This window comes from Bradyrhizobium sp. 141 (genome assembly GCF_023074055.1).
In the GTDB taxonomy this organism is placed as follows: domain Bacteria; phylum Pseudomonadota; class Alphaproteobacteria; order Rhizobiales; family Xanthobacteraceae; genus Bradyrhizobium.
Genome location: NZ_JADPKR010000108.1, coordinates 303,571 through 324,613, shown reverse-complemented (window position 1 = coordinate 324,613; position 21,043 = coordinate 303,571). Strand labels below are relative to the sequence as shown.

Sequence of the window (21,043 nt, the reverse complement as noted above, 5' to 3'; positions counted from 1 at the left end):
GAAAGCTACTCCGCCGCCTGCGCGTTGATCTCCTCCGAGACCTGGCGGATGGCGCGGGCGAGCAGGTTCGGATCCTGCGCGCCCGAGACGGCGTATTTCTGCGCGAAGACATAGGTCGGCACGCCGGAGATGCCTTTCTCGGCGGCCTCCTGGGCGTCCGCCGAGACGCGCGCGACGTCCTCGTCACTGGCAAGGCGCTTGCGCACGTCGTCGGCATCGAGGCCCACATCGGCGGCCGCCTGCACCAGCACGTTCACATCAGTGAGATCGCCGCCGTCACGGAAATACAGCTCCATCAGGCGTTGTTTCATCTCGGGCGCCTTGCCGATCGCTTCCGCCCACAGGATGAGGCGATGGCAGTCGGTCGTGTTAGGCTGACGGGCGACCAGCTCGGGCTTGTAGACGAGCCCCTCCTCGCTCGCGGCCGCGACGACGCGGCCCGCGATGCCCTTGTAGGCCTCGACCGAGCCGAACTTTTGGGTGAGATAGGCCTCGCGGCTGATGCCCTCGCGCGGCACCCAGGGATTGAGGAAGAACGGGCGGAAATTGAGCTTGACCGGGACGTCCGGCACGAGCGCCAGCGCGCTCTCGATCCGGTGCTTGCCGATATAGCACCAGGGGCACACCACGTCGGAGACGACGTCGATCTGGAGCGGTTTGAGCGTGCTCATGTCAGGCGCCTCCTTCGGGCGGGTAGCGGGTTCGCCGGAAGATAAGCCGAACCGAAGACGGCGCAAGGCACCGGCTCTGCATGGCTCACGACTTCACCTCTGCGGTTATTGTGACAGGTCCCACCCGCCCCGATACTCGCGGCCACGATCAAGCCCGGGGACAAGAAGGGGAGACCGCAATGAGCGCCATTTTCAAGCCGGAAGGCCATCAGTTCCGGGCCACGGAGCGTGCCGGCGGCCCGTGGTCGCCGGACATGCTGCAGGGAAGCGCCACCACGCTCTGATGACCCGCGAGGTCGAGCGTCTCGCCGCCGAATCCGGCTTCGCGGTGCGGCGCCTGACCTTCGATCTGTGGCGGCCGGCGGGCCTGCGCACCTTCAGGACGGTCAGCGAATTGTTGCGCGACGGCCGCAAGGCCAAGACCTTGCAGGTGCGCCTGATGGACGGCGAGACGGAAATCGGCCGTTGCACGGCACTGCTGACGGCGCCGAGCGCAGACTCGCCCGTCGATCCCTTTGCGAGGCCTGCGGCGGTTGACAAGGGGCCCGAGGCGGGCGCTCCGCCGCCGGCCTTCACGCAGAAATGGAGCCGCTATTTCCAGAACGTCTCGGTGCGGCTGATCGAGGGCGCACTGGAGAAGCCGGGCCCGGCGGCGGCATGGATGCGGCTCGACGCAGCCTTGGTCGAGGGCGAGCCGAACACGCCGCTCTTGCAAGCAGTGCAGGCCGCGGACTTTTCCAGCGGCGTCGCGCAGATCGTCGACATGCGCGACTGGACCTTCATCAATCCGGAGATCAGCCTCTATTTCTTTCGTCCGCCGGAGGGCGAATGGATCCTGATCCGCGCCACGACGCGTGTTGGCGCCAATAGCGCGGGTCTCACCACGGCGACACTGAGCGACCGCAACGGAGCGTTCGCCGAGGTGATGCAGGCCATGAGCTTCGAGCGCCGCGACGCCGTGCAGGCTCAGGCGTCCTGAGCCGCGAGCGTGATCAGGGCGGCCTCGGATGCGGCATCAACAGGCATGAACATCTCGACGCGAAGCTCCTGCAGCGTCACGTCCTGCGGCGTGCCGAGCGTCAGCACCGCACCGATCAGGCCGATGCCGACGTCGCCCTTGCGCAGGCGCACCTCGCAGAGCGGCCCCGGCACGGCGCTGTCCTCGATCCCAAGTGCGGGAAGCTCCGGCAGCCGCATCAATTCGCGCCAGGTCGATTGCAGGGCCTCATCGAGCGGCGCGGCCATCGCTTCATGGCGCGCCCGCGACAGCAGAGCAGCAGCGACGGCGGGCCAGTTCTCGACGAACGGCTTGAGCTCATTCGGCGCCAGGAACATGCGCATGTGATTGAGCGGCCGCTGCATGCGCTCAGAGCCGAGCAGCATGGTCATCAGGCGCGAGGCGGCGCGATTGGCCTGCTTCACATTCCAGCCTCGATCGGTCACGATCGCTGGGAACGGCTCGTGCCGTCGCAGCAGAAGATCGATGGCGCGCCGCGCATCGGCAAGTTCGGGCGCGGCAAGGTCGCGCTCGCCATATTGCCGGGCGAAGCCGCCGGCCTCGAGCAGCGCGTTGCGGTCGCGCAGCGACAAATCGAGAGCGGATGCGAGTTGCAGCAAAATGTCCCGGCTTGCTGCCGCCTTGCCGGTCTCGACATGGCTCAGATGCTTGACCGAGATGCCGGCCTCGAACGCCAGCTGCGCCTGGCTCGAGGCGCGGCGCATGCGCCAGCCGCGCAGGAGATCACCGACGGGATTGGCCGGCCGCAATCGCCGGAACGCGCGTGTGTCCATCCGCAGATTATGCGGGGGCCGCTCCTGCCTGTAAACGCCGCTATGGCAAACCGGCTGCCATCTGCTTCAGCCGTTCGGCGGTGCGCTCGTCCGCCGGAAAGAAGGTCTCCAGCGCCAGCTCCGACAGCGTGATGTCCACGGGCGTGCCGAACACCATGGTGGTGGAGAAGAAACTGAGGATCTCGCCGTCATGTCGCAGCTTGAACGGGATCGCGACATTGTCGCTCGACAGCGGGGCCGCGCGCGCCGGAATGGGATAGCTCTTCAGGTCGTTGTAGAGCTTGATCAGCTCAGGATCGGCGGTCGCCTCGCATTGCCGGTGCAGCCGCTCCAACAGATGCCCGCACCATTCTGCAAGGTTGACCGTGCGCGGCGCCAGCGCCTCGGGATGGAACGCTAGCCGCAGCACGTTGAGGGGCTGGCCGAGCAGATGCTGTGGGATGCCGTCGAGCAGCGGCGCCACCATGCGGTTGGCGGAGACAAGGTTCCAGTGCCTGTCCACCGCAAGCGCGGGATTGGGCTCGTGCGCCCTAAGGACGAGGTCGATCGCCTGGCGAGCTGATTTCAAGGCCGGATCCTCCAGCTGGCGCTGCGGAAATGCCGGCGCATAGCCGGCGGCGACCAGCAGCACGTTGCGTTCGCGCAGGGGCACGTCGAGACGCTCGGCGAGCCGCAGCACCATGTCGCGTGAAGGCGCGGCGCGGCCGGTCTCGACGAAGCTCAGGTGCCGCGCCGAGATCTCGGCCTCGCCGGCGAGATCGAGTTGGCTCATGCGGCGGCGCTGCCGCCATTCGCGCAAATGGTCGCCGATATGGATCGGCTGGCTGCGTTCGGCCTGGGCCGTGGATGCATGTGCGTTCATGACCAGAAACCTATCATGCGGATTTCGGCCCTTCCATTACCCGCGAGGTAATCGAATTGGCCCTCGGGCCGGCGCATCTTCGGCTGCAACAGGAGATGATCATGATCGCGCTGCTGCTCTATCGGACCGTTGCAGACCATGTTGTTCCGTGGGCCATGACGCTCGCGACCCGCATCCTGGCGCGCAGCCTCAACATGCCGGAGCCGCTCGTGCATTCGACCGGCGATTATGTCGTCGCGCAGGTCATCGCCTTCGAGCATGGCGTCGGCAGGAGCCTCTGTCCGTACCGCCTCGCCCGCCTGCTCCGCGCCTGGTGGCGCGGATTGCGTTGATTTCCACCCGAGCCCAACCCAAGCAAGGAGACCTACGATGATCGAAGCATCCACTTTCCTGCGCCGCGCCCTGCTCGCCGACGCAATCTTCAGCGGCGTTGCCGCTCTCGGTTTCACCTTCGGCGCGAGCGCGTTCGCTGAGCTGTTCAACCTGCCCGAGGCGTTGCTGCGCGAGACCGGCCTGTTCCTGATCGCCTATACCGCGCTGGTCGGCTGGCTCGCTTCGCGCCCATACGTTTCCAGGGCGCTCGTGCTGCTGGTCGTGATCGGCAACGCCGCATGGACGGTGGGCAGCATCACGCTGCTACTGTCTGGCGCAGTGTCGCCGAACCTTGCGGGCGAGCTGATGGTCGTGGCGCAGGCCATCGCGACCGGCGTGTTCGCCGAGCTGCAATATGTGGGATTGCGCAGAAGTGGGAGTGTGGTGACGGCGTGAGGCCTCTCGTGTCCCGAACGCGCTGCAACGCTTTTGGCGTTGCGGCGCAGAGCCGGGACCCAGATTGTACGAATTGCGCTGGGATGGGCCCCGGCTCTGCAGCGCACCGCCGAAGAGGCGCTGCGCCGCGTCCGGGGCACGAGAGCGGAGGCTACGCCCGCGCGCGGCCGTTCGGTTTGGCCACGGCGTGGCCGTTGAGCTTCTTCTTTTTGGCGGCCTTGCTGGCACTCTTGGCCCCCGCCTTCTTGGCCTTGCGTTCGGTGCCCGCCTTCACCTTGGCACGTTCCGCCCGCGCCTCGGCGCGCAGCTTCTTGCGCTTCTTCTCGCAGGAGTCGCACTTGCAGCCGATCGGCTTCAGATAGGCTTTGAAATAGTCGGTGCCGTAATCGTAGTTGATCTCGTCGCCCGGCTCGATGTTCCTGATGGCCCGAATGAACACCTTGCGCTCGCGCGGGCGGACGTCGGACTCGGCGTTGGGCCGGCAGGAATGGTTGATGTAGCGGGCGAGGTTCTTGCGCACCGAGCCGTCGATGGTCCAGCGGCCGTTGAGCTCGAACAGATATTTGTTCTCGATCTCGTCATGTGCCGGGATCCGCGAATCCAGGATCGGTCCGAAATAGCGGACGATCCGGGTGCCCTTCTTGATCGGCTTGGTGGCGAAGAGGCCGAGTCCGGTCTTGGAGCGGCCGACGCGATAGGGTTTTTGCGAGGAGATGGCTGGCATGATCAAGTAAACGAGGACGCGAACGAGGCTGGAAGAGCCCAAGCGAAGCCGCTCTTCTAGAACGATTCCGCGCCGCTGTCAGGTATATCCCACTCCTGTTTGAACCTTGCCCACAATGAAGACGTCTGATGGGACGGAGTTCCCGTACTATCAAAGCCCTCATGATGAGCCACGTCACCCGCATAGGCCTCGCTGCCTTGATGAGTTGCATCGGCACGAACAGCGCCGACGCCCAATCCGTGGGCAGCACCTACACCTCGAGGGCGCCAAAGAACTGCCGCCAGATCGGCAAGCCCAGCGAGCTCGACGGCAGCACGACGCGCATCTGTCCGGGCAAGGACGGCCTCATGTTGCTGATTGCCGAGGACGATCTTCGCGAAATCGTCTCGGTCGGCCGCAATCGCAAGGAAGCGGCCGAGGAACCTGCGGCCAAGGTCTGGTTCGCCCCGTTCAATTCATCCGAGACCACGATCGAATGGCGCGCCGCGGGCACGAAGCCGTTCGCGATCATCCAGCGCTGGCACATCGCCGACAGCACCGATCCCGACAAGCAGGGGCGGCCGAACACCAAGGCCATACTGGTCGTGACCCGGCTGCCGCCGGGCCCGGTCTGCCACGTCGCCTATGTCGATGCGGTCGCCAACCCCACCGCCAACGAGCTTGCCCGCAAGGCCGCCGACGATTTCGCGCGCGGCTTCGCGTGCGGCAAGGACGAGGTGAAGATCATCGGCGCGCGCGGCCGCGCCGTCGAGCTGGCGACGATGCGCTAGGGCGCCGCGGGTCGATCAGCGGCTTGGCAGCTTCGCCGTGATGGGCGCGGTCAGCATCGCCTCCAGCAGTCGCTCGGCCGTCGTCCCCTCGGGCAGCCGCTCCAGAATGTCCTTCAGCCGACCGTCCAGCAGCAGCATGGTGAAGCCGTGCACCATCGACCAGGCGCGCGCGATCGCCGCACCCTGGTTCAGCGTCAGCGCATCTTCGCTGATCTGCTCCTGCCGCATCGCGCCGATGGCATTCGCAAGTCCGGCGAAGGAGGCTTCGGCGGCCTCGTGCAGCGAGGGTCTCGAATAATCGAGCCGCTCGGTGCGGAACATGATCCCGTACATGCCGGGATGAGCCTGCGCGTAGGCGACATAGGCTTTCGGCCGCGCCAATGCGCATTCGAGCGGGGTGCTGGCTGCGTCCGAGGACGAGGCCATCGCGGCGTTGAACTGGCGGAAGCCGACGGCGGCGAGCTCGCTGAGAAGCCCGGTGAGGTCACCGAAATGATGGGTCGGCGCGGCATGCGAGACGCCCGCCTCGCGTGCCACCGCGCGCAATGTGAGACCGGCGAGCCCATCGCGTTCCAGCACTCGTTCGGCGGCCTCGAGCAGCGCCTCGCGCAGGGCACCGTGATGATAGGGCGTCTCGGTCTTGACACTCGGCGGACGACGCGCGGACCGCGTCGGCGCGCCCGCTGACGATGATGTCTTTCGCGGCCTACGCGCGCCGCGCGCGGTTTCGGTCCTGGGTTCACTCTTGCTCATGAGACAAGCTATAAGACGCAATATTGACAGTGTAAAGATTTCGCTTGACCAATGCGGCAATCGGCGCTATCGAATCTTTACGATGTAAAGATCAGGAGGATATGCCGTGCAGCACGACTCCATCACTGAGCGCCGCAACAATATCGCGCCGATCCCGTTCGAAGCGGACGCGCCATTCCTGAAGATCATCGGCGAATTGCCGCGCGAGCTGAACGGCACGCTCTATCGCAACGGCCCCAATCCGCAATTCGCTTCGCCCGGCGCGCATTGGTTCGTCGGCGACGGCATGCTGCACGCGTTCCAGCTCGACAATGGGCGCGCCAGCTACCGCAACCGCTGGGTCCGCACTCCGAAATGGCTTGCCGAGCACGATGCCGGCCGCGCCCTGTTCGGCGGCTTCGGCCGCAAGCTGCCGGATGCGCCGGCCGATCTCACCGATAGCGGCGTCGCCAACACCAACATCATTTTCCATGCCGGCAAGCTGCTGGCGCTGGAAGAGGCGCATCTGCCGACCGAGATCGAGCCGGGCACGCTGGCGACGCGCGGCTATCACAACTACCAGGGCCGCGTCGCCGGCAGTTTTACCGCGCATCCGAAGATCGACCCTGCGACCGGCGAACTGGTGTTCTTCGGCTACAACGCGGCAGGTCCGCTGACGCCCGCCCTCTCCTACGGCTCGATCGACGCCTCCGGCAAGACGACGCGATTCGAGCGGTTCGAGGCGCCCTATGCCAGCATGGTGCACGACTTCATCGTCACCGCGAACCATGTGCTGTTTCCGATCCTCCCGGTCACCGGCAGCATGGAGCGTGCAATGAGCGGACGGCCGCCCTACGCCTGGGAGCCGGACAAGGGCGCCTATGTCGGCGTGATGAAGCGGAGCGGCACGGCCAAAGAGATCGTCTGGTTTCGAGCTGAGGCCTGCTACGTCTTCCACGTCATGAATGCGTGGGAGGACGAGAACCGCATCGTCGCCGACGTCATGCAGTTCGAGGAAGCGCCGCTGTTTCCGCATCCCGACGGCCGGCCGACCGATCCGGAGAAGTCGCGCGCCCGGCATTGCCGCTGGACCTTCGACCTCTCAGGCAATACCGACCGCTTCCAGCAGACTTACCTGGACGATCTCACCGGCGAATTCCCGCGCATCGACGACCGCCGCGCCGGGCTGAAAAACCGTCACGGCTGGTACGCCTGCGCGAATCCGCGGCTGCCGATGTTCGGCGCGCTCTGCGGCGTCGTCCATGTCGACGGCAACGGCCGCCGGCTCGGCCATTATCTTCTGCCCGCCGGCGACACCATCTCCGAACCGGTGTTCGTCGAGCGATCGAAGGATGCGACTGAGGGCGATGGCTGGCTGCTGGCGGTGGTCTGGCGCGCGCGGGAGAACCGCAGCGACCTCGCCGTGTTCAACGCCACCGATATCGAGGCGGGCCCCGTCGCGCTGGTGCAGCTCGGCCACCGCGTGCCCGATGGTTTTCACGGCAACTGGGTGAGCGCGGTTTAGCACGCCCGGAATGACAGCGCAGATGCGTTACCAAAGAGATGTCTCATGCACATGCCCTCGATCACTGCGAGTTTTCTCGCTGTCCTCACCCTGGCTTGCGTCGCGCTCACGCTCCAGATGATCCGGCGTCGGCGAAGCAGCCACGTCATCTTCAACGGCGGCATCCTGCTCGCCGCCGGCCTTCTCATCGCCGCCGCGCTGCCGATCCTGTCGCGTCTGTCTTGGATGGAATTGGCCGGCGAGGCGTCCGACCAAGCCGTTGCAGCGCTTCATTTTTTGGAGGTCGCTTACGTTATTTTGACACTGTAAAGATTTCGCTTGACCCGGGATCTCTCCTGAATTATTGATCTTTACATCGTAAAGATCGGCCTGACCGAGGTGGGCAATGGCGATTTTCCTGATCCTCGCGCCCTACGGCGCTTACACCTTCCTGATGCTGGTGACGTCGGCCACGGTTAGTATGTTCGCGGCCTCCACGATCTGCCTCGGCACCGTCGCGATCGATGTGGCTTGCGGCCGTTCGGTGAAGACCCTGGCCGCGGGCTCGGCTGTCGTGTTCGCTGCGATCGGCCTCTACCTCGCGCTGCTCGATCCGACGCTGGGAGCGCTCGGCGTCAAGCTGTCGGTCGATCTCGGCATCTTCGCCATCTCGCTCGGCTCGATGCTGGTCCGCCGTCCCTTCACGTTGCAATATGCGCTTGAAGCGGTGCCGGCCGAGACCGCGGCGATGCCGGGCTTTCTCCACGCCAATTACGTCATCACCGGCGCCTGGACCGCGGCCACACTCTTGATGGCGGCCGCCAATGTCGTGCTGCTCTATGTCCCGGGCCTGCCGCTCTGGTCGAGCCTTGCGGTCGCCTTCGCCGCGCGCAACAGCGCGATTTACTTCACAAAGTGGTATCCCGAGTATCGCCAGATCAAGTACGGTACGCCCGCCCGCACATTGCCCAACGTTCGCTGAACAGGATTGAAGATGAAGGACGTATTCGCCCGCCTCGCCTCCGATCTCTTCTCCGCCATCGTCTTCCTGGTCGTCTATCTCGTCACCGACAACGTCATCCTGGCGACATCGGTGGCGATCGCCGGCGCGATCGCGCAGGTGATCTACGCGCGTATCAAGGGGCAGCAACTCAACTACATGACCTATGCGAGCCTCGCGCTCGTCGTCGGACTCGGCGCGATCACACTGCTGACCCATGATCCCCGCTTCATGATGGCAAAGCCTTCGATCGCGCATTTCGCGATCGGCGCGATCATGCTCAAGCGCGGCTGGATGCTGCGCTATATGCCACCGATCGTCGTCGAGACCGTCCCGGAATATGTGACGGCTGCGGGCTATGCCTGGGCGGTGCTGATGTTCGTGATCGGCGTCGGCATGATCGCCGTCGCCTCCACAGGCGATCTGAAGCTGTGGGCGTTCTACCTCACGGTGGTCGCAGGCGGCGCCAAGATCCTCGCCTTCGCCGTGCAGTATGTTGTGCTCCGGCTCATCGTCACCAGCCGCCGGCGCGCCGCCGCCCGCGCCTAAATGCCTCCAATGCAGCGTTAGGCACGCGCGACGAGTTGGGCTATAGGCTCGCTCAGGACTGGCCGCGGATCGTCGTGGCCTGCCGGGATTTTGGGAGACGGGAATGGCCGTAGACGGCAACTGGAATCTGACCATGACGACGCCGATGGGCGAGCGCCAGGCGACGCTGAGCCTCAAGGCCGCCGGCGGCACGCTCACGGGCACGCAAGGCGCGGAAGGTAATACCGCCGAGATCTTCGACGGCACCGTCTCTGGCGACAACGTCTCGTGGAAGGTCTCGATCGACAACCCGATGCCGCTCACGCTCGAATTTGCCGGCACGGTCTCCGGCGACAGCATCAGCGGCGAGATGGGCATCGGTCCGATGGGCAGCTTCCCCTTCACGGGCGCCCGCGCGTAAGGCCGCACAGTGCGCGTGCTCCGTCTCATCGCGGCGACGATCCTGTGCGTCGCGACACAAGCGGCGCGCGCGGATGACACCGACCCGGCGTGGCGCGCAAGCGCGCTCGCCCTGGTGCCGGCGGGTTACGTGGCCGGCACCGCCTATCGCACCGAAGGTGCGACCGGCTACCTCGCCGTCTATCCCGAGACATCGAACGATCCGAAAACGCCGGCCAGCGTGTTCGCTGCGCGCGAGAGCCTCGTCGTCAGGCTGATACCGGATGCGACGCGCGCGATATCAGCCGAGTTGAAGCCGCGCGCGGAGCCAGCCCCTGACGACGACGACACCGATTTCGCCAAGCTGCACGCCGATCTTGCCGCCAGACGCGGGGCACTGCCCGATGGCACCGAGCCCTGCAGTCTCGGCGCTCGGTCCGTCGACAAGGATCCCAGCGGCCTCAACGTGCGCGCCGAGCCGTCGGTGAAAGCGCGCGTGCTCGGCACGCTGCCGCCGCCCTATCGGCTCAAACTGGGCGGCGCCGAGAACACGCCCGAGGGCGGCTGGCTCACCGAATTCCGTATCATCGGCTTCAAGAGCGGCTGGTTTCTGATCGAAGGCGCGAAGCCGCCCGGCAAGGACTACGAGGACGACAAGAAATATCCACGTAGCGCGCCAAAACCCTATGCCGGGCGCGGCTGGGTCGCGGCCAACAAGGTCGGCGCCAGCTATGCCAACGGCTACACGCGCGCCGGCGGACTTTTCCAGGCGCCCTTCGTCGACGCCAAATGGATGCCCGCCCAGCGCGAACTCGGCGGCCCGATCGACGGCGACGGCGGGCCGAAGCGCATTCTCGCCTGCAGCGGATATTGGGGCCTCGTCGAGAGCCATGACGGCGTCCGCGGCTGGTGGCGCTCGCTGTGCTCCAACCAGGTCACGAATTGCAGTTAGGCCGCTGAAGTTTCCGCATCGTCATGGCCGGGCTTGTCCCGGCCATCCACGCCTTGCTCGCAGCACGAAGAACGTGGATGCCCGGGACAAGCCCGGGCATGACGGTCTCCTGCGGAGATACATGCAACATCACTGCGCGCCAGCGCGGTGATGTAACCTAGCCTAGATTCAACTCCTTGAAGAAGTCGTTGCCCTTGTCGTCGACGATGATGAAGGCGGGGAAGTCGACGACTTCGATGCGCCAGATCGCTTCCATGCCGAGCTCGGGATATTCGAGCACCTCGACCTTCTTGATGCAGTGCTCGGCGAGGTTCGCCGCGGCGCCGCCGATCGAGCCGAGATAGAAGCCGCCGTATTTCTTGCAGGCCTCGCGTACGGCCGGGGCGCGATTGCCCTTGGCCACCATCACCATCGAGCCGCCGGCGGCCTGGAACTGGTCGACGAAGGAATCCATGCGGCCGGCCGTGGTCGGACCGAACGCACCGGAGGCGTAGCCCTCGGGCGTCTTGGCGGGGCCGGCGTAGTAGACCGGATGGTTCTTGAAGTAATCCGGCAGCGGCTCGCCCTTCTCCAGCCGCTCGCGCAGCTTGGCATGGGCGGAGTCGCGCGCCACGATCATGGTGCCGGTCATCGAGACACGCGTCTTGATCTGATGCTTCGAGAACGTCGCCAGGATGTCCTTCATCGGCTGATTGAGGTCGATCTTGACGACCTCGCCGCCGAGCGCCTCTTCGACCTCAGGCAGATATTGCGCCGGGTTGTGCTCGAGCTCCTCGAGATAGACGCCGTCCTTGGTGATCTTGCCGAGCACCTGGCGGTCCGCCGAGCAGGACACCCCAAGCCCGATCGGCAGCGAGGCGCCGTGACGCGGCATGCGGATCACACGCACATCGTGGCAGAAATATTTGCCGCCGAACTGGGCGCCGACACCCAGCGACTGCGTCATCTTGTGGATTTCCTTCTCCATCTCGACGTCGCGGAAGGCGTTGCCGTCGGGCGAGCCATGGGTCGGCAGCGCGTCGAGATAGCGCGCGGAGGCCAACTTCACCGTCTTCATGCACAGCTCGGCCGAGGTGCCGCCGATCACAATGGCGAGGTGATAGGGCGGGCATGCCGCCGTGCCCAATGTGAGGATCTTCTCCTTCAGGAAGGCAAGCAGCCGGTCCTTGGTCAGCACCGAGGGCGTCGCCTGAAACAGGAAGCTCTTGTTGGCGGAGCCGCCGCCCTTCGCCATGAACATGAACTTGTAGGCGTCGTCGCCCTCGGCGTAGATCTCGCACTGCGCCGGCATGTTGTTGGCGGTGTTCTTCTCCTCGTACATCGAGAGCGGCGCGACCTGCGAGTAGCGCAGATTGCGGCGCAGGTACGCATCGCGCGCGCCTTCCGAGAGCGCTGCCTCGTCGTCGCCGTCGGTAATGACGTTGCAGCCCTTCTTGCCCATGATGATCGCAGTGCCGGTGTCCTGGCACATCGGCAGCACGCCGCCGGCGGCGATGTTGGCATTCTTCAAAAAGTCCAGCGCGACGAACTTGTCGTTCGGGCTCGCCTCGCCGTCCTCCAGGATGGCGCGGAGCTGCTTCAGATGGCCCGGCCGCAGGTAATGGTTGATGTCGCCGAAAGCCGCTTCCGACAACGCCCGCAGCGCCTCGCGCGACACCACCAGCATGTCCTTGCCCAGGACCTTCTCGACCCGCACGCCCTCGGCCGTGATCTTCTTGTAGGGCGTCTCATCCTTGCCCAGCGGGAACAGCGGGGTGTGCTTGTAGGGCGGAACGGGTTTTGACGGGTCGGGAAAGGCGGTGGGAGCGTTCATGGGCGAATCTCGGGGTTTGGGCCTCTCGGGGCCTCGGCGTAGAAGCGTTCTAAGCCCATTTTGAGCGGAAAGGGAAGGGAACGGCGCGCATGGGGGAGGTAGGCTCGGGCTCAGGAAGGCACTGGTACAGCACGTGGAAAGGCTCGCGCCCGCCCTTGCACTCCGGGCGCGACGACGGTTGAATGCGCGCCCTAAGGGGCTTTTCATCATGACATTGAAACTGAACGTCCGCGGCGCGATCCTGGTCGCCGCCGCCATCACCGGCCTTGTGACCCTCGCCTCGCCTGCGCGCGCCGACCGCTGCGACGACAGCGCCAAGGAGCTGGCGAACCAGGTCGATCGCCTCAAGGTGAATTTCCGGGCAGCCAACGTCGTTTACCTGACGCACCCGGCGGCCAAGGAGTTGTCCGTCGGCTGCCGCGGCGACAAATATTCCATCGAGCTTTATGCCAAGGGTGATCGCAAGCCCACGCCGGAGTTTTATGCGCTGGTGGGATCGATGGCGGCGATCGTCTTCACCGTGACGAAGGACGACACCACGACGGGCGCGACACGCTGCCTGAAGCGGATGGGGCTGCTGCGCGGCGACAGGATCAGCATGCGCTATCGGCGGCTCAACATGGAATGCACGCGCACCAAGAAGGATGCGTCGATCGCCATCACGCGCGGCAAGGACGAATAGGCGGGGCACTGCCTTCGCTCTTATTACGCGCTCGGCGTCGCAACGCATCGCGACGCCGCCCACCACACATTCCGTCATTGCAAGCGCAGCGACTTGTCCGCCGAAGCCTTGGCGAAGGCGGAAGCAATCGAGAAACCTCTCCGCGGAGGCAGTCTGGATTGCTTCGTCGCACGAGCTCCTCGCAATGACGAGGAGACGTCTCGTCGTCTCACGCAATTGGCGCGTGGCGGACGCGAAAGCAGCCTCTTCCACCGCACCAGATCCCTCGCATTTTAACGATTGGCTTGAAGGAATTTTCGGTCCTCTCAGCGCAGGGTCAATTGTTTCCATGTGTGAGGATTTGCGGATGAAGGTTTCTACCGTAGCACCGCCGCCGATCGCGATCGTGGTTCCGAGCTACGACACGACCAAGCAGCAGGACGATCAAACCAAGACCAAGGACGCCGACCCGACCTACAAGCCGCAGCCGCCCGCGCCGCTGCCGCCGGGTCAGGGCACGCGGATCGATCAGCTCGCCTGATCGATCCTCTCGAAGACGGATCGCCCAATTCGGTCGATCCGGAGCATCTCGTTGCATCCGACGGCCCGCGACGGCTCGCATTATGTCGCCCATCTCCTGCCGCTGACCGCCGGGCGGCGGCAAAGATTCGCAGCCAGCTACGACGCCTGCGCCCTGCTGTTCGTCAGCAAGGCCGCGCTCGATACGATCGTCGCGCCCGACCTCGTCCGGAAGCTGTTCAAGCTGACGTCGACCGAGCTGCGCGTCTTGCTGTCCATTGTCGAGATCGGCGGGGTTCCTGACGTCGCCAGAAGCATGGGTATCGCCGAAACGGCGATCAAGACTCATCTCGTCCGGATCTTCGCCAAGACCGGAACCAAACGACAGGCGGATCTGGTTCGGCTCGTGGCGGCCATTACGCCACCGATCAAGGTCTGACCACAATCGCTGTCGCGTCGCGGTCGCATGTTTGCCGGAAACAAGTGCGATCAATGCACCGGCGTGGGATGGAACAAGATCGACAATGATCGCCAAACTGCTGCTGCAGAACACGATCACCACCGTCGCGATGGGCGCGCTGCTGTTCGCGTCTGCAGGGACCTTGCGCTGGCCCTCGGCCTGGGTGTTCCTCGCAACATGTACCCTGCTCGGCCCGCTCTGCGGCTGGTGGCTCTACCGGATCGATCCGGCGCTGCTCGCCGAACGTCTGCGGCCGGTCCTGCAGCAGGACCAGCCCGCCGCCGACAAGGTGTTCATGAGCGTCTTCGTCATTGCGATGCTGGCCTGGCTGGTGCTGATAGGCATCGACCGGCGCATTCAATGGTCTGACATGCCGGTCGCGTTGCAGGCGTTCGGCCTCGCGCTGTTCCTGCTCTCGACGCTGTTCACACTCTGGGTGTTCCGCGAGAACTCGTTCGCTGCCCCCGTGGTGAAGCTGCAAGCCGAGCGCGCGCAACGCGTGATCTCGACCGGCCCCTACGCCCATGTGCGTCATCCCATGTATGGCGGCATGATCCTGTTCTTTGCCGGCGTGCCGCTGCTGCTGGGCTCGTGGTGGGGACTTCTGATGGTCCCGATCCTGGTCCTCTTGTTCGCGATCCGCATCGGAATCGAGGAACGCACCTTGCGCGAGGGCCTGCCGGGCTATGCCGACTACGCCGCACGGGTGCGCTATCGCCTGGTGCCAGGCGTCTGGTGAGGGCGCCCCACTCTCCCGTGCGCCGCACAGAAAATCGCTTCCTCTCCTCCGATCGACTGACGTCGCAGCAAGCAAACCTCGCTAGAGGAACCCGCACCCACAACGCGAGACGCGAGATGTTCTGCAAGCCCCCCTGCCGCGACGAGCATGACCTCTCTCCCGTCCACGATGATTCAGACGACCGCTCTCGGCCGCAGCGTTCACAGGTGCGCGCCGGCCACGACGCGTTCGGGCGATTGATCGCGCCCGACGCGGCCGGTCCGGAACGGGGGCTGCCGCCAGCCTCCCTCCGGACCGGCTAGAGTTTCTTGTCTTGACGCGTTTTCTTGACGCGAACCGGTATCCACTTCGCTCGAAAACGCTCTAGCCATCCAACTCGCGATAGCGGCGGAAAATGCCCTGCTCGTTGAAGGGAATGCGGCGCCGGCTTTCCAGATAGGCCTTGATGTTCGGCCGCGCAGCGACCCGATCGTGCACACCGACGAGGCCCGGAATGTCTGTCTCGAACGCCGTCATGCGCTTGGGGAAGGCATAGCGCAGCCCCGCGACGATCTGGAACAACGACAGATCGACATAGGTCAGCCTGCGGCCGGTGACATAGGCGCCGCCATTCTCGTTGAGAAGCTGCTCGAAATAGCCGAGATATTTCGGCACGCGCTCGCTCCAGAAATCGGCGGTGCGCTTCTTCGCCGGCGGCTTCTGGTCCTCGTAATAGAGCGAGGGCCCGAGCGGATGATGCGTGTCGTGGATCTCGACCACGAGGTCGGTGATGGTGAGCTGAAGCTGGTGCAACCAGAGCCGGCCGGCTTCCGTCTTGGGCGCAAGCCCATGACGGGCGCCGAGATAGAGCAGGATATTGGCGGTCTGGCCGATGACGAGCTTGCCCGCTTTCAGGAACGGCGGCGCAAAGGGCGGCGTGCCCTTCGCATCCATCATCTTCATCATCGCAGCCGTCCCGCGCGCTCCGCGCGCGATGTCCGCATAAGCGGCGCCCGCCTCCTCCAGCGCCAGCCGCACATATTCGCCGCGGCCCTGGATCTCGGGCCAGTAGTAGAGCTCGTATTTCATGAGAGAGGTCCGTCAGCGTGGGGACGATCGGACCAATGTAGCATAGAGCCGCAAGTTCCGTCGTCGTGGCACGGAACATCGGCCCCACACGTCATTGCGAGCGCAAGCGAAGCAATCCAGAGTGTCTCCGCGGAGGCAGTCTGGATTGCTTCGCTACGCTCGCAATGACGTATCGAGAGAGCTTCGCGCCCTTAACTCAATTCGCTGCAAAACAATACAGCAAGCCGTCGCCGCCGGTGCTCTTCAGATCGGCCTGCGAGCAGCCGCCCTCGGGACCGCGCGAGGGGTGCGAGCTATTCCAGGACTTCGACGGTTCGTCGTCGCGCAGACCTCGCCGATCGGCATGGCCGACTACCGCGACGCCTTGCGTGCTCGACGTCCAGTTCTTGCAGGTCTTGTCGTCACCGGCGGCGAACGCGGTGCCGTCGGGTTGCGTTCCCGTCAGGATGTCGTGCCGGTTCGGCGTATCGCCGGCGCCGTTGATGACCTCCCCTTTCTCACTGAGCGCCGTCTGCTTGGTGAGGTTGTTGGCCGCGCCGTGCAGTTCGGCAACATCCTTGGCGATCACCGAGCCCTTGGCGTTCTGCCACGGTCCCTTGCCGATGCGGTCCTTGGCATTGACGGCCGGTTTGCCGTCGGCGGCCTGCGTCGAGAGATAGGCGCGCCAGGTCTTGGTGCCGGCGCCGCCGGCCTGGGCGAGCTTCTGGCATTGCGCGTCGGCTCCCTCGAGCCCGCCGAGATCGGCGCCCTTGCCCGGGCCGCTGGAGGTCACGAAGAACGTCATGTCGGCCGACTGCGCTTGCGCCGATGGCGCCGCCAGCAAGGCCATTACAAATACAGCCTTGGCGAGCGCGAGGCCTGAAATCGTCACGGTTCTCTCGATGCGGATCACGTTGTCCTCCCATTGTGCTTGTCGTTGGCCGCCTGATTTCAACCCGTCGCGCGCCTGCTTATTCCGATGCGGCGATACCAGACGCCGAAAAGAAAAAGGCGCCGTGCGGAAGCACGACGCCTTGGTTTCTCATTCCGCGAGCGATCAGTTGGTCTGCTGGATCGCCGACAATTCCCAGCCGCTGCCGGGCCGCCGGGCAAACGTCCAGACCTCGGTGACTTCGCCCGGCTGTTCGCTGCCGGCGACGACCGTGCCGCTGTTGCGGTCCAGCGTCTTGTCGGTGAGCGCAAAGCGCAGCGCCACCGTGGCGTAGTCGGTCTCGCCTTCGCGCCAGGCTTCGGCGAGGTCGCCCTGCAGAAGCTTGACGTCGGTCACCTTGTTGACGACGTTGCGCGCGCGGTTCTGGGCGAGGTCCTGCTCGAAATAGGAGACCATCTCCGGCGTCGCGAGCGTGTGCAGCTTGGCCACGTCCTCGTTCGACCAAGCGGCCTGGATCTCGCCGAGCAGGCGCTCGAACGATTCGTAATCGTTCGGCTTGATCTCGAGCGGCGCGTTATTGGCATTGGCGCCGAAGCCGAAGCCGCCGAGGCCGCTGCGCTGATTCGGCTGCGGTCCGGGAGCTGCGCCTGCATCGGCATTGGCATAAGCCGCCTGCGGCGTGTGACGGCGCTGCCACCAGGACATCGCCAGCCGCACCACCAGCACCACGAGCACGATCTGGATGATCAGGCCCAGGATCGAGGACAGACCGCCGAGGCCGCCAAACAGGCCGCCGCCGAACAGCATGCCGAGCAGGCCGGCGCCAAGGAAGCCGGCCGCAAGGCCGCCCATGAAGCCGCCAGCCCGGCCGAACAGGCCGCCGCGCGCGGGCGCGGCTGCGGCCGAGTTCATGCCTGTACCCGGCTGGGTGTAGGTGCGGTTAAACTGCGAGGCCGATCCCGGCGCCGTCGTGGTCGACGGCGGGGCCGAATAGGTGCGCGAGCCGCGTGAACCCGATGAGGAACCGCCACCGACGCGCGCATCGGCGGACGAGATCGCCAGCGCAGTCGGCAGCGCAAGCGCCAGCACGACGGCGATCGTCTTGAAGAGATTGCGGGAGCGTAGCGAGAACTTCATGTGCGTTTCCCAAATCCCCGGCATGGGGACATGCGCTTAAGATGGGCAGACTTCCCGAAAAGTGAAGCCGGTTTCGGAACCTGTGGCTGCGGCCCTCAGTCGCGGGGATGTGGCAAAAGCCCATATTTGACGCGGATTTGGCGGGATCCGGGGCGGAACCGTGGTCGCCGGTTACCGGCAGGTTTGGGACAGGAATCCCGCTTTTTCCCCGTCATTGCGGGCCCAGCTCTCTCACCTCGTCATTGCGAGGAGCCCTTGCGACGAAGCAATCCAGGGTCTTTCCACGGAGGCAGCCTGGATTGCTTCGCTGCGCTCGCAATGACGGAGAATGCGGAACGGCGCGCCGCCTCCAACCTCACCCCTGCTTCGTCATCGTCTCCTTCACCGCCGCCACGAGCTGGCTGAGCGTGAACGGCTTCGGCAGGAAGTCGAACTGCTGGCCTTCGGGCAGGCTCTTCTCGAACGCGTCCTCGGCATAGCCGGAGACGAAGATGAACTTGATGTCGGGATTCTTCTCCCGCATCGCCTTGAGCAGCGTCGGGCCGTCCATCTCGGGCATGACGACGTCGGAAACGACGAGATCGATCCCGCCGCTCTGCTCCTCCAGCATTTCCATGGCTTCGACGCCGTTCTCGGCTTCGACCACGGTGTAGCCGCGCGAGCGCAGGCCACGTGCGTTCAGAGCGCGCAGGCCCTCTTCGTCCTCGACCAGCAGGATGGTGCCCTGCCCCGTGAGATCGGTACGCGGCTTGGCCTCGCCGGCCGCGGCGTCCTTGCCGGCACCGTTGGTCGCGCTGACCGCAGCCGCCGGCTGCTCGACCTGCACTTCAGGCTCGGCATGGTGGCGCGGCAGGAAGATGTGGAACGAGGTACCCTGCCCCGGCTCGGAATCGACGTAGATGAAACCGCCGGTCTGCTTGACGATGCCGTAGACCGTCGAAAGGCCAAGGCCAGTGCCTTTGCCGACTTCCTTGGTCGAGAAGAACGGCTCGAAAATCTTGTCGCGGATGTCGGCGGGAATGCCGGTGCCGGTGTCGGCGACCTCGATCCGGACATAATCCGCGGCCGGCATGCCCTTGTAGGCGAGCTTGGCCGCTTCCTCAGTGGTGACGTTGGCGGTGCGGATGATCAGCTTGCCGCCGTCGGGCATGGCGTCGCGGGCGTTGACCGCGAGATTGACGATCACCTGCTCGAACTGGGAGACGTCGACCTTGACCGGCCAGAGATCGCGCCCGTGGATGGTCTCGTGCTTGACCTTCTCGCCGATCAGGCGCCGCAGCAGCATCGCAAGATCGCTCAAGGCGTCGCCGAGATCGAGCACCTGCGGCCGCAGCGTCTGCCGCCGCGAGAACGCCAGCAGCTGGCGCACCAGCGTCGCAGCGCGCGTCGCGTTCTGCTTGATCTGCATGATGTCCTGGAACGACGGATCGGTCGGCTTGTGCGCGTTCAGCAGGAAGTCGTTCGCCATCATGATGGCGGAGAGCACGTTGTTGAAGTCGTGGGCGATGCCGCCGGCGAGCTGGCCGACGGTCTCCATCTTTTGCGACTGGTTGATCTGGTTCTCCAGCGCGCGCCGCTCGGTGGTCTCGAGCATGTGCACGATGGCGGCTTCCGCGTCGTTCTCGGCCGAATCGACCGGTGTGACGAAGAACTGGCCCCAGCGCTCCTTGGTCCCTTCCAGCGCCACCTCGACCGGCGCGATGTCGGCCTGCCCTTCGGCGGCCTGGTTGATGGCCGCGATCAGGAGGTGCCGGTCGCGCGAATTGACCGCACGGAAGATCGACTTGGAGGCGCTGTCGAGCCCGAGGGCCTGTCCGAGCTTGGCATAGCGCGCATTGGCGCGGACGACGTTGCCGCCACGATCGACGGTCGCGATCGCCATCGGCGTATGGTCGAAGAAGCGCATGAAGCGCACTTCGGCGGCGCGGTCGGGATCGCTGCGCTCGTCGCGGGCACGGCTGATGACGAGCGTGCGCGAGGGCCCCGGCGCGCCGTCGGCGCCGAAGGCGAGCTTGTGATAGAGCCGCACCGGCATGGTCTTGCCGGTGCGCATGCGCAGATCGATATCGAAAACCTCGGTCTTCACCTCGCCCGGCACTGCCACGATCGAGGTCAGCAGCGAGGCGCCGTCGCCGGAGACGATGTCGGTCAGCTTCAGGCCGCCCGAGCCGATCTCGGCGAGGTCGTAGTCGAGCCAGTTCGCCAGCGTCGCGTTGACATAAGCGAGCTCGCCGGCGGGATTGACCGAGAAGAAGCCGCAAGGCGCGTGATCGAGATATTCGATCGCGTGCTGGAGCTCCTGGAACACGTCCTCCTGGCGCTCGCGGTCGCGGGTGATGTCGGCGATCGACCACACCGCGTATTTCGACTCGCGCTTGCCGGTCCCGAGCGGACGCACCCGCATGCGCAGCCAGCGGCCCTGGCTGCCGTCCTGGCCGGAGATGCGCACCTCTTCCTGCTGACGCTTGCCTTCGCGCGCGGCTTTCAGCAGACGGAACACGGCTTCGGAGACATCGGGGTTGCCGATGAAGACGCGTTCCACCGGGCGCACGTCCTGCGGGCCGGAGGCGCCGGTCAGGGTCAGATAGGCGGCATTGGAATAGACCACGTGGCCGCGGGCATCGGTGACCGCGAGCCCGTCGAATCCATGATCGGCGATCCGCCCCACGACCGGATCATCGAGACTGCGGTCGGCGAAGCGGATGATGCCGGCGGCGAAGGCGAACAGGTTGAACAGGCCGACCATGGCCAGCACGGCAAGGATGCCGAGAATATAGGGCTGCGCCTGCGCCCGCCCGAGCGTCATCAGCCCGACGGCGACGGCGACGAGGCCGGCGGCCACCAGCAGCACCAGCGCAATGCTGCCCGAGCGCGGCGACGGCTCGTGCGCCGCAACGGGCTCGCGTGGGAGGTCGTGGTCGGTCTCGGCTGTCATCTCAAGCTGGCGCGGCCTGTCGGCAGAGAATCAACGCGCCACGGGGCGCGTGGGGTCCTCCCTGCCTGAATCGGACCCTGAGGTGCAAGGGCAGCAGTGGCGAAAGGTACGCTGATTCCCAGATTACGGCCATTTCCGA

Annotated in this window: 24 protein-coding genes; 14 read left to right on the top strand and 10 right to left on the bottom strand. The window is 65.4% G+C overall.

Annotation, left to right across the window (positions count from 1 at the left end; all coding sequences use genetic code 11):
- Window positions 1-5: 5 nt before the first annotated feature.
- Window positions 6-671, bottom strand: coding sequence for a DsbA family oxidoreductase (locus IVA81_RS35135; RefSeq protein WP_247326779.1), 666 nt, complete (start codon window positions 669-671; stop codon window positions 6-8).
- Between the two features lie 283 nt (window positions 672-954).
- Here IVA81_RS35135 and IVA81_RS35130 point away from each other — a divergent pair, with 283 nt between their 5' ends.
- Window positions 955-1,650 carry a thioesterase family protein gene (locus tag IVA81_RS35130; RefSeq protein ID WP_247326775.1) on the top strand — a complete coding sequence of 232 codons (696 nt, stop codon included), beginning with the start codon at window positions 955-957 and terminating at the stop codon, window positions 1,648-1,650.
- Here IVA81_RS35130 and IVA81_RS35125 read toward each other — a convergent pair.
- The gene (locus IVA81_RS35125; protein ID WP_247326773.1) at window positions 1,638-2,462 is read right to left on the bottom strand and encodes a helix-turn-helix transcriptional regulator; all 825 of its coding nucleotides are present in this window, start codon (window positions 2,460-2,462) and stop codon (window positions 1,638-1,640) included. The genes IVA81_RS35130 and IVA81_RS35125 overlap by 13 nt on opposite strands.
- Window positions 2,463-2,502: 40 nt before the next feature.
- Window positions 2,503-3,324 (bottom strand): helix-turn-helix transcriptional regulator, encoded by an 822-nt coding sequence (locus IVA81_RS35120; protein ID WP_247326771.1) that lies wholly within the window; start codon window positions 3,322-3,324, stop codon window positions 2,503-2,505.
- A gap of 101 nt (window positions 3,325-3,425) precedes the next feature.
- On the opposite strand from IVA81_RS35120, the gene IVA81_RS35115 reads away from it, so the two are divergent.
- Window positions 3,426-3,656 carry a hypothetical protein gene (locus IVA81_RS35115; protein WP_247326769.1) on the top strand — a complete coding sequence of 77 codons (231 nt, stop codon included), beginning with the start codon at window positions 3,426-3,428 and terminating at the stop codon, window positions 3,654-3,656.
- Window positions 3,657-3,693: 37 nt separating this feature from the next.
- Window positions 3,694-4,092: a hypothetical protein gene (locus IVA81_RS35110; protein ID WP_247326767.1), complete on the top strand. Its 399-nt coding sequence runs from the start codon at window positions 3,694-3,696 to the stop codon at window positions 4,090-4,092.
- A 151-nt stretch (window positions 4,093-4,243) separates the two neighbouring features.
- Here IVA81_RS35110 and IVA81_RS35105 read toward each other — a convergent pair whose 3' ends face one another.
- The gene (locus IVA81_RS35105; RefSeq protein WP_247326765.1) at window positions 4,244-4,816 is read right to left on the bottom strand and encodes an SET domain-containing protein; all 573 of its coding nucleotides are present in this window, start codon (window positions 4,814-4,816) and stop codon (window positions 4,244-4,246) included.
- Window positions 4,817-4,944: 128 nt separating this feature from the next.
- On the opposite strand from IVA81_RS35105, the gene IVA81_RS35100 reads away from it, so the two are divergent.
- A complete protein-coding gene (locus IVA81_RS35100) occupies window positions 4,945-5,586 on the top strand; it encodes a hypothetical protein (protein ID WP_247326764.1) in 642 nt (213 codons plus the stop codon).
- Between the two features lie 15 nt (window positions 5,587-5,601).
- Here IVA81_RS35100 and IVA81_RS35095 read toward each other — a convergent pair whose 3' ends face one another.
- Entirely contained in the window at window positions 5,602-6,339 is a 738-nt protein-coding gene (locus IVA81_RS35095; RefSeq protein WP_247326763.1) for a TetR-like C-terminal domain-containing protein, read from the bottom strand.
- Window positions 6,340-6,445: 106 nt separating this feature from the next.
- Between IVA81_RS35095 and IVA81_RS35090 the strand changes: the two genes are divergently transcribed.
- The 6 genes from IVA81_RS35090 to IVA81_RS35065 all read left to right on the top strand — a co-directional run bounded on the left by IVA81_RS35090 (window position 6,446) and on the right by IVA81_RS35065 (window position 10,701).
- On the top strand, window positions 6,446-7,843 hold the full coding sequence (locus IVA81_RS35090; RefSeq protein WP_247326762.1) for a carotenoid oxygenase family protein: 1,398 nt from the start codon (window positions 6,446-6,448) through the stop codon (window positions 7,841-7,843).
- Between the two features lie 45 nt (window positions 7,844-7,888).
- Window positions 7,889-8,152: a hypothetical protein gene (locus IVA81_RS35085; protein WP_247326761.1), complete on the top strand. Its 264-nt coding sequence runs from the start codon at window positions 7,889-7,891 to the stop codon at window positions 8,150-8,152.
- A gap of 76 nt (window positions 8,153-8,228) precedes the next feature.
- On the top strand, window positions 8,229-8,804 hold the full coding sequence (locus IVA81_RS35080; protein ID WP_247326760.1) for a hypothetical protein: 576 nt from the start codon (window positions 8,229-8,231) through the stop codon (window positions 8,802-8,804).
- Window positions 8,805-8,816: 12 nt separating this feature from the next.
- A complete protein-coding gene (locus tag IVA81_RS35075) occupies window positions 8,817-9,371 on the top strand; it encodes a septation protein IspZ (protein ID WP_247326759.1) in 555 nt (184 codons plus the stop codon).
- A 103-nt stretch (window positions 9,372-9,474) separates the two neighbouring features.
- Window positions 9,475-9,771: a hypothetical protein gene (locus IVA81_RS35070; protein WP_247326758.1), complete on the top strand. Its 297-nt coding sequence runs from the start codon at window positions 9,475-9,477 to the stop codon at window positions 9,769-9,771.
- Between the two features lie 9 nt (window positions 9,772-9,780).
- A complete protein-coding gene (locus IVA81_RS35065; RefSeq protein WP_346659430.1) occupies window positions 9,781-10,701 on the top strand; it encodes an SH3 domain-containing protein in 921 nt (306 codons plus the stop codon).
- Window positions 10,702-10,858: 157 nt separating this feature from the next.
- Here IVA81_RS35065 and IVA81_RS35060 read toward each other — a convergent pair whose 3' ends face one another.
- On the bottom strand, window positions 10,859-12,514 hold the full coding sequence (locus IVA81_RS35060; RefSeq protein ID WP_247326756.1) for a fumarate hydratase: 1,656 nt from the start codon (window positions 12,512-12,514) through the stop codon (window positions 10,859-10,861).
- 208 nt (window positions 12,515-12,722) lie between these two features.
- Here IVA81_RS35060 and IVA81_RS35055 point away from each other — a divergent pair, with 208 nt between their 5' ends.
- From IVA81_RS35055 to IVA81_RS35040, 4 genes are all read left to right on the top strand, one after another.
- Complete coding sequence (locus IVA81_RS35055; RefSeq protein WP_247326753.1) at window positions 12,723-13,196, top strand: hypothetical protein; 474 nt, start codon at window positions 12,723-12,725, stop codon at window positions 13,194-13,196.
- 346 nt (window positions 13,197-13,542) lie between these two features.
- Window positions 13,543-13,716 carry a hypothetical protein gene (locus IVA81_RS35050; protein ID WP_018321873.1) on the top strand — a complete coding sequence of 58 codons (174 nt, stop codon included), beginning with the start codon at window positions 13,543-13,545 and terminating at the stop codon, window positions 13,714-13,716.
- 51 nt (window positions 13,717-13,767) lie between these two features.
- On the top strand, window positions 13,768-14,133 hold the full coding sequence (locus IVA81_RS35045; protein ID WP_247326751.1) for a LuxR C-terminal-related transcriptional regulator: 366 nt from the start codon (window positions 13,768-13,770) through the stop codon (window positions 14,131-14,133).
- An 85-nt stretch (window positions 14,134-14,218) separates the two neighbouring features.
- On the top strand, window positions 14,219-14,893 hold the full coding sequence (locus IVA81_RS35040; RefSeq protein WP_247326750.1) for an isoprenylcysteine carboxylmethyltransferase family protein: 675 nt from the start codon (window positions 14,219-14,221) through the stop codon (window positions 14,891-14,893).
- 363 nt (window positions 14,894-15,256) lie between these two features.
- On the opposite strand, the gene IVA81_RS35035 is transcribed toward IVA81_RS35040, so the two are convergent.
- The 4 genes from IVA81_RS35035 to IVA81_RS35020 all read right to left on the bottom strand — a co-directional run bounded on the left by IVA81_RS35035 (window position 15,257) and on the right by IVA81_RS35020 (window position 20,904).
- Complete coding sequence (locus IVA81_RS35035; protein ID WP_247326749.1) at window positions 15,257-15,961, bottom strand: glutathione S-transferase; 705 nt, start codon at window positions 15,959-15,961, stop codon at window positions 15,257-15,259.
- A gap of 196 nt (window positions 15,962-16,157) precedes the next feature.
- A complete protein-coding gene (locus IVA81_RS35030) occupies window positions 16,158-16,853 on the bottom strand; it encodes a lectin (RefSeq protein WP_247326748.1) in 696 nt (231 codons plus the stop codon).
- 144 nt (window positions 16,854-16,997) lie between these two features.
- Window positions 16,998-17,993 carry a Tim44 domain-containing protein gene (locus tag IVA81_RS35025; RefSeq protein ID WP_247326747.1) on the bottom strand — a complete coding sequence of 332 codons (996 nt, stop codon included), beginning with the start codon at window positions 17,991-17,993 and terminating at the stop codon, window positions 16,998-17,000.
- 331 nt (window positions 17,994-18,324) lie between these two features.
- Window positions 18,325-20,904, bottom strand: a complete 2,580-nt coding sequence (locus IVA81_RS35020) for a PAS domain-containing protein (protein ID WP_247326746.1) — start codon at window positions 20,902-20,904, stop codon at window positions 18,325-18,327.
- Window positions 20,905-21,043 lie beyond the last annotated feature (139 nt).

Bases quoted from the DNA above. Each gene is read 5' to 3' on its own strand.
- IVA81_RS35135 (WP_247326779.1), bottom strand. From the start codon at position 671: ATGAGCACGCTCAAACCGCTCCAGATCGACGTCGTCTCCGACGTGGTG.
- IVA81_RS35130 (WP_247326775.1), top strand. From the start codon at position 955: ATGACCCGCGAGGTCGAGCGTCTCGCCGCCGAATCCGGCTTCGCGGTG.
- IVA81_RS35125 (WP_247326773.1), bottom strand. From the start codon at position 2,462: ATGGACACACGCGCGTTCCGGCGATTGCGGCCGGCCAATCCCGTCGGT.
- IVA81_RS35120 (WP_247326771.1), bottom strand. From the start codon at position 3,324: ATGAACGCACATGCATCCACGGCCCAGGCCGAACGCAGCCAGCCGATC.
- IVA81_RS35115 (WP_247326769.1), top strand. From the start codon at position 3,426: ATGATCGCGCTGCTGCTCTATCGGACCGTTGCAGACCATGTTGTTCCG.
- IVA81_RS35110 (WP_247326767.1), top strand. From the start codon at position 3,694: ATGATCGAAGCATCCACTTTCCTGCGCCGCGCCCTGCTCGCCGACGCA.
- IVA81_RS35105 (WP_247326765.1), bottom strand. From the start codon at position 4,816: ATGCCAGCCATCTCCTCGCAAAAACCCTATCGCGTCGGCCGCTCCAAG.
- IVA81_RS35100 (WP_247326764.1), top strand. From the start codon at position 4,945: ATGGGACGGAGTTCCCGTACTATCAAAGCCCTCATGATGAGCCACGTC.
- IVA81_RS35095 (WP_247326763.1), bottom strand. From the start codon at position 6,339: ATGAGCAAGAGTGAACCCAGGACCGAAACCGCGCGCGGCGCGCGTAGG.
- IVA81_RS35085 (WP_247326761.1), top strand. From the start codon at position 7,889: ATGCACATGCCCTCGATCACTGCGAGTTTTCTCGCTGTCCTCACCCTG.
- IVA81_RS35080 (WP_247326760.1), top strand. From the start codon at position 8,229: ATGGCGATTTTCCTGATCCTCGCGCCCTACGGCGCTTACACCTTCCTG.
- IVA81_RS35075 (WP_247326759.1), top strand. From the start codon at position 8,817: ATGAAGGACGTATTCGCCCGCCTCGCCTCCGATCTCTTCTCCGCCATC.
- IVA81_RS35070 (WP_247326758.1), top strand. From the start codon at position 9,475: ATGGCCGTAGACGGCAACTGGAATCTGACCATGACGACGCCGATGGGC.
- IVA81_RS35060 (WP_247326756.1), bottom strand. From the start codon at position 12,514: ATGAACGCTCCCACCGCCTTTCCCGACCCGTCAAAACCCGTTCCGCCC.
- IVA81_RS35055 (WP_247326753.1), top strand. From the start codon at position 12,723: ATGACATTGAAACTGAACGTCCGCGGCGCGATCCTGGTCGCCGCCGCC.
- IVA81_RS35050 (WP_018321873.1), top strand. From the start codon at position 13,543: ATGAAGGTTTCTACCGTAGCACCGCCGCCGATCGCGATCGTGGTTCCG.
- IVA81_RS35040 (WP_247326750.1), top strand. From the start codon at position 14,219: ATGATCGCCAAACTGCTGCTGCAGAACACGATCACCACCGTCGCGATG.
- IVA81_RS35035 (WP_247326749.1), bottom strand. From the start codon at position 15,961: ATGAAATACGAGCTCTACTACTGGCCCGAGATCCAGGGCCGCGGCGAA.
- IVA81_RS35025 (WP_247326747.1), bottom strand. From the start codon at position 17,993: ATGCCGGGGATTTGGGAAACGCACATGAAGTTCTCGCTACGCTCCCGC.
- IVA81_RS35020 (WP_247326746.1), bottom strand. From the start codon at position 20,904: ATGACAGCCGAGACCGACCACGACCTCCCACGCGAGCCCGTTGCGGCG.